Below are 13,456 nucleotides of genomic sequence, written 5' to 3'. Positions count from 1 at the left end.
ACCGACACCGGCCTGCGCCCACCACCCGACACAAACTCCGGAACCGGCAACCCCTTCCGGTCCAACTTGCCATTCACCGTCAACGGCAACACATCCAGCACCACAACCGCAGAGGGAACCATGTACGACGGAAGCCGCTCCGCCGCAAACTCCCGCACAGAGACGGGCAAATCAGAGCCGCCACCATCAACAACCGGCACAACATAGGCAACCAGCCGCTTGTCACCCGCCGTGTCCTCACGCGCGATCACCGCCGCCTGGACGATCTCCGGATGCCCGGCCAGCACCGCCCGCACCTCACCCGGCTCCACCCGGAACCCACGAATCTTCACCTGCTCATCCACACGCCCCGCGAACACCAACTGCCCATCCGCAGTCCAACGAGCCCGATCCCCCGTCCGATACATCCGCACACCCACACCCGCAAACGGGCACGCCACAAACCGCTCAGCCGTCAGAGTCCTGCGGTCGATGTACCCCCGCGCGAGACCGGCCCCCGACACGTACAGGTCTGCCGCCACTCCCACCGGCACCGGTCGGAGAGCTTCATCGAGGACGTACACCCCGGTGTTGAACACCGGGGAGCCGATGGCGACTTCGGTGGCCTGCGGTTCGCAGCGCCACAGGGTGGCGTCGACGGTGGTCTCCGTAGGGCCGTACGAGTTGAACATGGTGACGACGGACGCCCAGCGTGCGACGAGTTCGGGTGGGCATGCCTCGCCCGCCACCACGAGGGTGAGGTCCGGTGCGACAGAGTGTTCGTCGAGGGTCGCGAGCACGGCCGGTGGCAGGGCCACGTGCGAGACGGCCTGCTCACTCAGCAGCTCCGCCAGCGTCTCACCGGCTCGTCGCTCTTCGGGAATGACGACCAGGGCCGCGCCCGTCAGCAGCGCCATGCAGCACTCCCAGACGAATCCGTCGAAGCTCGGCGAGGCGAACTGGCCGACCCGGCTTGTCGGTCCGACGGCCAGGTGGCGGGCATGTCCCTCGGCAAGGCTCGGGATGCCCTCGTGGGTGACGGCCACGCCCTTCGGACGTCCTGTCGTCCCCGATGTGTAGATCACGTACGCCGTCTGGTCCGGCCGCGAAGTGACCTCGGGCGGGGTCGTCGGTGCGGCGGCCCATGCGTCGGCCATTTCCGGTTCGTCGATGTTCAGCACTCGAAGCCGCGGCCCGACGAAGCCGGCCGTGCGATCGCTGCGCCCCACGACGATGGACGCGCCGCTGTCGGCGAGCATGAACTCCAGCCGTTCGATGGGGTATTCGGGGTCCAGCGGCAGGTACGCCGCCCCCGCCTTCCACACGCCGAGGACCGCGGAGACAAGGTCCGCGCCGCGCGGCAGGCACAGCCCCACCACCGACTCCGCGCCGGCTCCCTGCGCCCGCAGGAGGTGCGCCCACCGGTTCGCGCGGGCGTCGAGATCCCCGTACGAGACCTCCGTACCGTCGGCGATCACCGCCACCGCGGCCGGGTCCTGTGCCACCGTCGCCTCGAACAGGGCGGCCGCCGACGTCTTCGGCAGCTCCGCTGCCGTGCGGTTCCACTCCTCGACCACCTGGCGGAGTTCATCCCCGCCCAGTACGTCCACCGCCGCGAGGCCCTGCTCGGCGTCGCTCTGCAGCGCGTCCAGCAGATTGCCCAGGCAGGTGTGCAGCAGCTCGCACACCGCTTCCGCGTCCACCGGGGCCACGGCGTCGACCGTCAGACCGAAACCGGCCCCGAAGTCCTCCACCGCGACGGCGACCGGGTAGTTGGTCGCCTCCCGCAGATGCACCGTCTTGATGCCCGCTGTGCCCGCTGTGCTGGCCGGCTGTTCCGTCTCCCGTTCGCTCCCCTGCACCTGGGCCGTGGTCTGGTTGTGGCGGTAGTTGAAGATCGAGGTGAACAGGGAGCTGTTCCCCGGGAGGCCGCTGGCCTGCTGGGCCAGGGCAAGGGGTGCGTGTTCGTGCACCAGCAGTTCCGCCAGCTGATTGCGCATGCCGGACAGCGCCTCGGCTACAGCGGTCGAGTCGACCCGTACCCGCACCGGCAGAGTGTTGAGGAACAGTCCCGGAACACGTTCCGAGCCGGCGCCCGCGTTCATGCGGCCGAACAGGACTGTTCCGAACACCACGTCGTCACGACCGCTGACCGCCGCCAGCACCCGGGCCCAGGCCACATGGAACACGGTGGCGGGACTCATCCCGCGCGAGCGCGCCACCTCCCGCACCCTGCGGCTCAGGCCCTCTTCGACAGCCGTCTGGGCGCGTACGACACCGCTTCCGTCGCCCTGGACGTCCAACAGCCCGTACGGCGCTGTCGTCTCCTCCACATCGCCGAGCAACTCGGCGAAGTACCGCTCGTGTTCCTCCCGTGGCACGCCCAACCGGGCTTGCGCCACGAAGTTCCGGAACGGCAGCGGTTCCGGCAGTGAAGCCTCCCGGCCGGAAAGGTGCGCCCCCAGCTCACCCAGCAGCACGTCCTGCGTGGTGTGGTCCTGCACCAGGTGATGGATGCGCAGCAGGGCGAGCCATCCGTCGCCATCCGGCTCGGCGGCGATCTGGACCCGGATCAGTGGAGCCCGCGTCAGGTCCATCCGCGCCGCGCTCGCGGCGAGCATCTGCTGCACCGGCTCGACGCCCTGAAGGTCGAGCACGAGTTCCTCGACCTGCAACTCCGCCTGCCTCAGCACCACTTGGACAGGCTCGCGCAGCCCCTCCCACACGATCGCCGTACGGTAGATGTCGTGCCGCTGCACCGTCCGCCGCAGCGCGGCGAGGAACGCGTCCAACTGCTCCCGGGTGGGGAACCGTACGCCTCTGGACGACGCATAGACGTCCGAACCGCTGTCCGCCTGCAACAGGTAGTGGAAGAAGATCCCCTCCTGCAGCGGGGCGAGCGGATACACGTCCGCCACATTCGCGGCGCCACCCGGGATCTGCGCGACGAACCGTGTCACCTCGGCTTCACTCAGGTCGACCAGCGGCAGCATGTCCGGGGTGATCTCGTCCGCGCCGTCCGGGATCCGGTTCGGCGGAACGACGACCTGCCGGGGCGCGGCCACCGTGGCGAGGGACGCCGGAGTGGGTGACCGGAAGAACTCCCGCACGGGGACCGAGACTCCACGCGCGCGAAGCTGTGCCACCAGCGTGACCGCGAGCAGGGAGTGCCCGCCCAGGGCGAAGAAGTCGTCGTCCACTCCGACCGACGGCAGGCCGAGTACCTCGGCGAACGTCCGGCACAGGATCTCCTCCTGCACCGTCACCGGCCCCCGACTCACCGTCATCGCGGCCGCGTAGTCAGGAACGGGCAGCGCCGCGCGGTCCAACTTGCCGTTGCTCGCCAGCGGCAACGCGTCGAGCACTACGACCGCCGACGGCACCATGTGCTCAGGCAGCCGCTCGGAGGCGAACTCGCCCAGTTCGACGGCCAGTCCGTCCCTTTGGACTCCTTGGTCGGACGCTACGACGTAGCAGACCAGGCGCACATCGCCGGGGGTGTCCTCGCGGGCGACGACCGCCGCCTGGGCCACCCGCGGGTGTGCGGCGACGACGGCCTGCACCTCGCCCGGCTCGACCCGGAACCCGCGGATCTTCACCTGCTCATCCACACGCCCCGCGAACACCAACTGACCGTCCGCAGTCCAACGCACACGGTCGCCCGTGCGATACATCCGCTCACCCACACCGCCGTACGGGCAGGCCACGAACCGCTCCGCCGTCAACCCGGCCCGACCCACATACCCGCGCGCCAACTGCGCACCCGCTACATACAGCTCACCCACCACACCCGGAGCGACCGGCTGCAAACCCTCATCCAGCACATAGAACCGGGTGTTGGCCACCGGAGAACCCACCGGCACCACCCCCGATGCGGCCATCTCCGCAGTCAACCGGGTCGTCGCGACACCGATCGTCGCCTCCGTCGGACCGTAGTGATTGAACACACCACACTCGCCTGAGCCCGCGCCGGCCAGCAGCTCACCCACCAGTTGTGCAGAAGCCGCCTCGCCACCGAGCACAAGGGACTTCGCGGGCAGTACCGCAGCAGCGCCCAGCGCGGCGACATGCGAGGGAACCGCCTTGAGGTAGTCGATCCGATGCTCCGCCAGATACGAGGCCACCACCGCCGCATCCGTGACCGCGCCCTCATCGAGAATGTGCAGCTCGCCACCGGAGGCCAGCGCCGCGAACACCACCGTGTTGCCCAGGTCGGTGGCCTGCGCCTGCAACACCGCAAACCGGCCCGGCCCGTCGAAACCCACCCGCTGGGGCACCGAGCCGACATAGTTCGCCAGCGCCCCATGCGTGACCGCGACACCCTTCGGCCGCCCCGTCGACCCCGACGTATAGATCGCATACGCCACCTGCGCAGGTATCACATCCGGGATCTCCGGAGCGGTCACGGGAGCCGCCGCGAGGGAGGCTGCCACGTCCGGGTCGTCCAGGTTCAGGAGAGGGAGTGTCGGTACGAGGGCGGAGGGCAGGAGTTCGCCGAGCCCGATGGCGACACTCGCTCCGCTGTCCGCCAGCATGAACGCGATCCGCTCGGCCGGCTGCCCCGGATCCAGCGGCAGGTACGCCGCCCCCGCCCGCCACACACCCAGGATCGCCGCAATCGACTCCACACCCCGGGGCAGGCACAGACCCACCATCGACTCCGCACCCACACCCTGCGCCCGCAGCACATGTGCCAGCCGGTTCGCCCGCGCGTCCAACTCCCCGTAAGACACCGGCACACCGTCGGACACGACCGCGACGGCGTCCGGAGTCCGCGCCACCTGTCCGGTGAACAGGTCGGGCACCAGTGCCGCGGGGCCTTCGACCGCCGTGTCGTTCCACTCGGTCAGCACATGACCGCGGTCACCCGCAGCCAGGACATCGACTGCGCCGACCCGCGCCCGCGGGTTCTCAGCCAGTGCCGACAGGACTCGTACCAGGCAGTCGGTGAACCGTTCGACCGTGCCGGCCTCGAACAGATCCGCCGCGCCCGTGACCGTACCGCCGAGGCCGGTCGCCCTGCCCCGCGCGTCGGTGGTCTCGCCGACGGACACGGCCAGGTCGTACCGCGCCACCGACAGGCCGCCCGGCATGCCGGAAACGTCGAGGCCGGGCAGGCGCAGGCTCACGGAACCCGTGTTCTGGACCGTGAGCATGACCTGGAACAGTGGGTGGCGGGACAGCGACCTGGCCGGTGCCAGTTCCTCCACCAGCCGTTCGAACGGGACGTCCTGGTGCTCGAACGCGCTGAATCCGGCTTCCCGTGCTCGCGCCAGCACCTCGTCGAACGTGGGGTCGCCGGACACGTCGATGCGCAGCACGAGAGTGTTGACGAAGAAGCCGACCAGGTCGTTCAGTGCTTTGTCGGTGCGGCCGGCGATCGGCGAGCCGATCGGGATGTCCGTGCCCGCCCCCAGTCGGTTGAGGGCAACCGCCATGGCCGTCTGCATGAGCAGGAACAGGGTGACGCCGCGTTCGCGTGCCAGTGCGGTCAGACGCTTGTGCACGTCAGCCGGAATTTTCAGCTCGGCCTGGTGGCTGCGGTGGGAGGACACGTCCGGGCGAGGGCGATCGGCCGGCAGGGTCAACTCCTCCGGGGCGCCGGAGAGGACGTCGCGCCAGTAGGACATCTGTCGGGTCAGCACGCTGTCCGGGTCGTTCTCGTCCCCGAGCAACTCCCTTTGCCACAGGGTGTAGTCGGCGTACTGCACCGGCAGGGGTTCCCAGCCGGGAGCTCGCTCCTCGCACCGTGCGGTGTACGCCACCGACAGGTCGCGCGCGAGCGGGCCCACCGACCAGCCGTCCCAGGCGATGTGGTGCACGACCAGCACGAGCACGTGCTGATCGGGTTCGACCGCGAACAGCCAGGCCCGTACGGGGATTTCGGCGGCGACGTCGAACACGTGCCGTACGGCCCGGGTCACCGCCTGGGTCAGCTCCTCGGACGGCACATCGGTGACCGTCAGCTCGAACCCGGTCTCTTCCAGCGGCAGCACGCGCTGATAGGGCTCGCCGTCGGCTTCGGGGAACACGGTGCGCAGCACCTCGTGCCGCTCGATGACATCCCCCAGCGCGGCGCTCAGGGCCGCCCGGTCGAGCGTCCCGGAAAGGCGCAGCACGGTGGGATTGCTGTAGGTGGTGCTGGGGCCTTCGAGCTTCGCCTGGAACCACAGCCGACGCTGCGCGAACGAGAGCGGGATCATCGGGACTCCTCCTGGTTGCGCATCGGCCGCAGTGTGGGCCTGGCTGCTGTCCTTCGGTGACTTGCGTGTTCTGCGAGCCAGGTCGCGAGTGCGGCCGGTGTCGGGTGCGCGAAGACCGCCCTGATCGGCAGTTCCACGTCCAGTTCGGCCCGCATCTCGCTGACCAGCCTGGTGGCCAGCAGCGAATGTCCGCCCAGTGCGAAGAAGTCGTCGTCGACTCCGACGGCGGGCAGATCGAGCACGTCGGCGAACGCCCTGCACAGGGCTTCTTCCTGCGCTGTCGCCGGTTCGCGGCCCGCGCCGGCCAACGCGGCGAAGTCGGGCGCGGGCAGGGCCTTGCGGTTCAGCTTTCCGTTGGCCGTCAGTGGCAGTTCGTCCAGTGTCACCACGGCCGAGGGCACCATGTAGTGCGGGAGTCGCTCGGTGGCGAACTCCCTTACATGTAGGGAGAGTTCGAGGACGTTCTCGGCGTTGGGCGTCGGCACGGCGTAGGCGACCAGACGTTTGTCGCCGGGCATGTCCTCGCGCACCAGCACCACGGCCTGTGCGACCGCGGGGTGCGAGGCGAGCACCGACTGCACCTCGCCGGGCTCGATCCGGAACCCGCGGATCTTCACCTGCTCGTCCGTCCGCCCCAGATAGTCCAGTTGACCTTCAGGGGTCCATCGCGCCAGGTCGCCGGTACGGTACATGCGCTCGCCGGGTGCGAACGGCGACGCCACGAAGCGCTCGGCCGTGAGAGCGGCGCGGCCGACGTAGCCTCGGGCCAACTGGGCCCCGGCCAGGTACAGTTCACCGCCCACCTCCGCCGGCACCGGCCGCAGGTCGGCGTCCAGGACGTACGCCTGGGTGCCCGCGATCGGTGCCCCGATCTCCGGACCGGCGGAGGGTATGTGAGCGAGCTCGGCGGCCGTCGCCCAGATCGTCACCTCCGTGGGCCCGTAGAGATTCGTCACCGAGTGCGCCCGGTCGCACAGTTCTCGTGCCAGCCCGGTGGGCAGTGCCTCGCCGCCCACCAGGACGCGTACAGTGCGCAGCTCGCCGCTCTCGGCGGCCACCACGCCCTGCCACAGACTTGGCGTGGCCTGCATCACCGTGATGCGGGACTCGGACACGGCCCTCAGGACGGCGGCCGGGTCCTGTGCCGTGGCCTGCCCGGCGAGCACCAGGCGGGCCCCGCTGAGCAGCGGGAGGAAGATCTCCAGTCCGGCGATGTCGAAGCCGACCGTCGTCACGGCGAGCAGCCGGTCCTCGCTGTCGAGCGGGAACCGCCTTCCCATGTCGGCAAGGAAGTTGCTCAGTGCGCTGTGGGGGACGGTGACGCCCTTGGGGCGGCCGGTGGAGCCGGACGTGAAGATCACGTATGCCGGGTTTCCGCCCACTGTGTTCGCCTCGGGCGCGGTCGCCGGCGACTCCGTCAGTTCTGCCGCCGTCAGCGGATTATCCAGCACCACCCGCCCCACACCACTCGGCAGTCCCCCTTCAACGCCGGCCACCGTCACGACACACACAGCACTGGCGTCCGCCACCGCGACCGCGGTCCGCTCCGCCGGATACTCCGGATCCAACGGCAGATATGTCCCGCCCGCCTTCAACACACCCAGCAGGGTCACCACCAGGTCGATGCCACGCTCCAGGCACACCCCCACCACCGACTCCGCGCCGACGCCTCGGGCCCGCAGCAGATGCGCCAGCCGGTTCGCCCGGGCGTCGAGATCCCCGTACGACACCTCTCTGCCCTCGAACACCACGGCCACCGCAGCGGGATCGGCCGCCGCACGTTGCGCGAACTGCTCCGGCACCAACGCCTCCGGCACGACCGCCGTGGGCCCGTCGCCCTGGGCGAGCAGCCACTCCAACTCCCCGGCGCCCAGCACCTCCACCGACGAGACGCCCGTGTCCGGGGTGCCGTCCAATGCCGCCACCAGACGCTCCAGGCATCCGTGCAACAACCCGCACAGCCGTTCGCCGTCCACCCCGGCGACCGCGTCCACCGTCAGGTCGAAGCCACGCCCCGACCCGAGATCGTCCACCGACACAGCCACCGGGTAGTTGGAGACATCCCGGGTGAGCAGCGTCTTTACGCCGTCGAAGTGCGCGTCGGCTTCGGAGGATGAGGAGACCGGCTCGGGAGTGGAAGCGGCACTGTGCCGGTAGTTGAAGATCGAGGTGAACAGGGGACTGCCCCCGGGCACCCCACTGGCCTGCTGCGCCACCGCCAACGGCGCGTGCTCGTGCACCAACAGCTCCGCCAGCTGATCCCGCACACTCAGCAGCGCGTCAGCAACACCCGTCGCGTCGACCCGGACCCGTACCGGCAGCGTGTTGATGAACAACCCAGGCACCCGGTCCGCCCCGGCACCCGCATTCATCCGCCCGAACAACACCGACCCGAACACCACATCACTACGACCACTCACCACCGCCAACACCCGCGCCCACGCCAGATGGAACACCGTCGCAGCACTCACACCGAAGGCGCGCGCCGTCTCCCGTACCGCGCGGCTCACGCCGTCGTCGACGGCCAGATGCGCACCGGTGACACCGCTTCCGTCGCCGTGGACATCCAGCAGCCCGTACGGCGCTGTCGTCTCCTCGACGTCTGCGAGCAGTTCGGCGAAGTACCGCTCGTGCTCCTCCCTCGGCATCCCCAGCCGGGCCTGCGCCACGAAGTTCCGGAACGGCAACGGCTCCGGCAACGAAGCCTCCCGTCCGCCCATGAACGCGTCCAACTCCGCGCGCAGGACGTCCTGCGTGGTGTGGTCCTGCACCAAGTGGTGAATGCGCAGCAGTACCAGCCAGCCGCCGGACTCCGGCTCGGCGGCGGCATGCACATCGATCAGTGGCGCCCGGCCGAGGTCCATCCGCTCGCCCGCAGCCAGTAGTTGGTCCACCAGGTCCGCGCGCCGGTGGTCGAGTACCACCTCGTTCAGCGGCAGAGGCACCTCGCGCAGCACGACCTGCACCGGTTCGCGCAGCCCCTCCCACACGATCGCCGTCCGGTAGATGTCGTGCCGGTCCACCACCCGCTGCAACGCATGGAGGAAGGTGTCCAGCACAGCTCGCTCCGCGAAGCGCAGCACCATCGGCATCGAGTAGGCGTCGGCGCCCTGCTGATCGTTCATCAAGTGGTGGAAGAAGATGCCCTCTTGGAGCGGGGCCAGCGGATACACGTCCGCGACATTGGCCGCACCACCCTGAACCTGCGCGGTGAGGTGTGCGATCTCCACCTCGTCCAACTCGACCAACGACAACATCTCCGGCGCAATCGCCACCGCACCCTCAGGAATCAGATTCGCCGGAACCACCACCTCCTCCGGACCCGCCGCCACCGCCAACCCCGCCGGCGTCGGCGACCGGAACAACGCCCGCACCGACACCGACACACCCCGACCCCGCAACCGCTCCACCAACGACACCGCCAACAGCGAATGCCCACCCAACGCAAAGAAGTCATCATCCACACCCACGGACGACAGACCCAAAACCTCCGCAAACGCACCGCACAGGATCTCCTCCTGCACCGACACCGGACCCCGACCACCACCCGACACAAACTCCGGAACCGGCAACCCCTTCCGGTCCAACTTGCCATTCACCGTCAACGGCAACACATCAAGGACAACCACCGCGGACGGTACGAGGTAGTGCGGCAGCCGGTCCTGCGCATAGGCGTGCAGCACCTCGGGCCCCACGCCGTCGTCGTCGGCGGCGACCACGTAGGCGACCAGCCGCTTGTCGCCCGGAGTGTCCTCACGGACCAGCACCGCGGCCTGGGCGACCGCGGGATGCCCGGCAAGGGCTTCGGCGACCTCGCCCGGTTCGATCCGGAAGCCACGGATCTTCACCTGGTCGTCCGAGCGCCCGAGGTACTCCAGTTCGCCGTCAGGCGTCCATCGCACCAGGTCGCCGGTACGGTACATGCGCTCGCCGGGTGAGAAGGGCGACGCCACGAACCGTTCGGCGGTCAGGTCGCTGCGTCCGACATAGCCGCGCGCCAACTGGGCTCCGGCCAAGTGGAGTTCGCCGCCGACCCCGACCGGGACCGGTCGCAGGGAGGGGTCCAGGACGTACACCTGAGTGTTGGCGATCGGCGCGCCGATCGGCACTGATCCGTCGGTCTGGTCGGGGCGGCACTCCCATGCCGTGACGTCGACCGACGCCTCGGTGGGGCCGTACAGGTTGTGCAGTTCGACACCGTCGCAGAGCTGGAAGAACCTTGTCTGAGTGCTCAGTTGGAGCGCCTCGCCCGAACAGACGACCTGCCGGAGACTTGCGCACTCCGCCACCGCGGGCTCGGCCAGGAAGGCGTCCAGCATCGACGGTACGAAGTGAGCCGTTGTCACCCCGGTGTCCTGGATCAGCTGCGCCAGGTACCTGGGATCGCGGTGGCCACCCGGTCGGGCGACGACCAGTGTGGCGCCGTTGAGGAGGGGCCAGAAGAACTCCCACACCGAAACGTCGAATCCGAAGGGTGTCTTCTGCAACACCCGGTCGGCCGGGGTCAGTTCGTAGCGGGACTGCATCCATTCGAGTCGGTTGACGATGCCGCTGTGGGGGACGGTGACGCCTTTGGGGCGGCCGGTGGAGCCGGACGTGAAGATCACGTATGCCGGGTTTCCGCCCGCCACCACCGTCTGCGGTGCGGTCGCCGGCGACTCCGCCAGCTCCGCCACCGTCAGCGGATCATCCAGCACCACCCGCCCCACACCACTCGGCAGTACCCCTTCAAGGCCGGCCACCGTCACGACACACACAGCACTGGCGTCCGCCACCGCGACCGCGATCCGCTCCGCCGGATACTCCGGATCCAACGGCAGATATGTCCCGCCCGCCTTCAACACACCCAGCAACGCCACCACCAGGTCGACGCCACGCTCCAGACACACCCCCACCACCGACTCCGCACGCACACCTCGGACTCGCAGCAGATGCGCCAACTGATTGGCCCGGGCGTCGAGTTCCCCGTACGACACCTCCACGCCCTCGGACACCACAGCCACAGCTTCCGGCGCACGCGCCACCTGCGCCGCGAACAGCTCCCCCAACGACTCCGTCGGCAGTCCCGCCGTCGGCCCATCGCCTCGGGCGAACAGCCACTCCAACTCCCCGGCGCCCAGCACCTCCACCGACGAGACGGCCGTGTCCGGCGCATCCTCCAACGCCGCCACCAGACGCTCCAGGCAGCTGTGCAACAACCCGCACAACCGTTCCGCATCCACCTCCGCGACCGCGTCCACCGTCAGCTCGAAGCCACGCCCGGACCCGAGATCGTCCACCGACACAGCCACCGGGTAGTTGGTCGCCTCGCGTATGGACAGCGTCTTGATGCCTTCGTCGGTGGAGTTCTGGCCTGAGGGCCGGCTGTGCCGGTAGTTGAAGATCGAGGTGAACAGCGGACTGCCCCCGGGCACCCCACTGGCCTGCTGCGCCACCGCCAACGGCGCGTGCTCATGCACCAACAGCTCCGCCAACTGATCACGCAGGCCCGACAGGGAGTCCTTCACACCCGCAGCGTCGACCCGGACCCGTACCGGCAGCGTGTTGATGAACAACCCAGGCACCCGGTCCGCCCCGGCACCCGCATTCATCCGCCCGAACAACACCGACCCGAACACCACGTCACTACGACCACTCACCACCGCCAACACCCGCGCCCACGCCAGATGGAACACCGTCGCAGCACTCACACCGAGTGAGCCGGCCACGTCCCGTGCCCGTCCGCTGAGATCTTCCGCGACGGCCAGACGGCCACGTTCCACGTTGCTTCCGTCGCCATGGACGTCCAGCAGTCCGTACGGTGCGGTGGTCTCCTCGACGTCTGCGAGCAGTTCGGTGAAGTACCGCTCGTGCTCCTCCCTCGGCACTCCCAGCCGGGCCTGCGCCACGAAGTTCCGGAACGGCAGCGGCTCCGGCAGGGACGCCTCCTCGCCGGAGAGGAACGCACGCAGTTCGCCCAGCAGGACGTCCTGTGTGGTGTGGTCCTGGATCAGGTGATGGATACGCAGCAGCACCAGCCACCGGTCGCTGCCGGGCTCGGCCGCGATCTGCACCCGGATCAACGGAGCCCGGGTCAGATCCATCCTGGCCCCGCCAAGAGCCAGCATCTGCGGTACGCCCTCGCCACCCTCCGAATCGAGCAGGACCTCCTCGACCGGCAACTCCACCTGCCGCAGCACGACTTGGACGGGCTCGTGCAGGCCCTCCCACACGATCGCGGTGCGGTAGATGTCGTGCCGGTCCACCACCCGCTGCAACGCACCCAGGAACGCGTCCAGCCGCTCCCGCGAGTCGAAGTCCAGCAGTGTGGGGACCACATAGGCGTCCGTGCCTCCGTCTTCCACCAAGTGGTGGAAGAAGATGCCCTCTTGGAGCGGGGCCAGCGGATACACGTCCGCGACATTGGCCGCACCACCCTGAACCTGCGCGGTGAGGTGTGCGATCTCCACCTCGTCCAACTCGACCAACGACAACATCTCCGGCGCAATCGCCACCGCACCCTCAGGAATCAGATTCGCCGGAACCACCACCTCCTCCGGACCCGCCGCCACCGCCAACCCCGCCGGCGTCGGCGACCGGAACAACGCCCGCACCGACACCGACACACCCCGACCCCGCAACCGCTCCACCAACGACACCGCCAACAGCGAATGCCCACCCAACGCAAAGAAGTCATCATCCACACCCACGGAGGGCAGACCAAGGACCTCCGCGAACGCACCGCACAGGATCTCCTCCTGCACCGACACCGGACCCCGACCACCACCCGACACAAACTCCGGAACCGGCAACCCCTTCCGGTCCAACTTGCCATTCACCGTCAACGGCAACACATCAAGGACAACCACCGCGGACGGAACCATGTACGACGGGAGACGGTCCGCCGCGAACTCGCGTGCGGAGGCAGGCAGTTCGGAGCTTTGGTCATCAGCAGCCGCAACGACGTAAGCGACCAGTCGCCTGTCACCCACCGTGTCCTCACGCGCGATCACCGCCGCCTGGGCGATCTCCGGGTGCGCCTCCAGCACCGCCCGCACCTCACCCGGCTCCACCCGGAACCCACGGATCTTCACCTGCTCATCCGCACGCCCCGCGAAGACGAGGTGACCATCCGCGGTCCAGCGAGCCCGGTCCCCCGTCCGATACATCCGCACACCCACACCCGCAAACGGGCACGCCACAAACCGCTCAGCCGTCAAAGTCCTGCGGTCCGCGTATCCCCGCGCGAGACCGGCCCCCGACACATACAGGTCCCCCGCCACACCCACCGGCAC

The 13,456-nt window shown here is 69.0% G+C and carries 2 protein-coding genes; both read right to left on the bottom strand.

The genetic code is table 11. From position 1 onward, the window contains the following. A partial coding sequence (locus M2283_RS51220; protein ID WP_280883521.1) for a non-ribosomal peptide synthetase occupies positions 1-6,182 on the bottom strand: 6,182 nt, incomplete at its 3' end. Then, the coding region (locus M2283_RS51215; RefSeq protein ID WP_432423262.1) for an amino acid adenylation domain-containing protein at positions 6,179-13,456 on the bottom strand (7,278 nt) is incomplete at its 5' end. The genes M2283_RS51220 and M2283_RS51215, both read right to left, overlap by 4 nt.

The organism is Streptomyces pseudovenezuelae (assembly GCF_029892565.1).
Lineage (GTDB): Bacteria > Actinomycetota > Actinomycetes > Streptomycetales > Streptomycetaceae > Streptomyces > Streptomyces pseudovenezuelae_A.
This window is presented reverse-complemented; position numbering and strand designations above follow the sequence as displayed.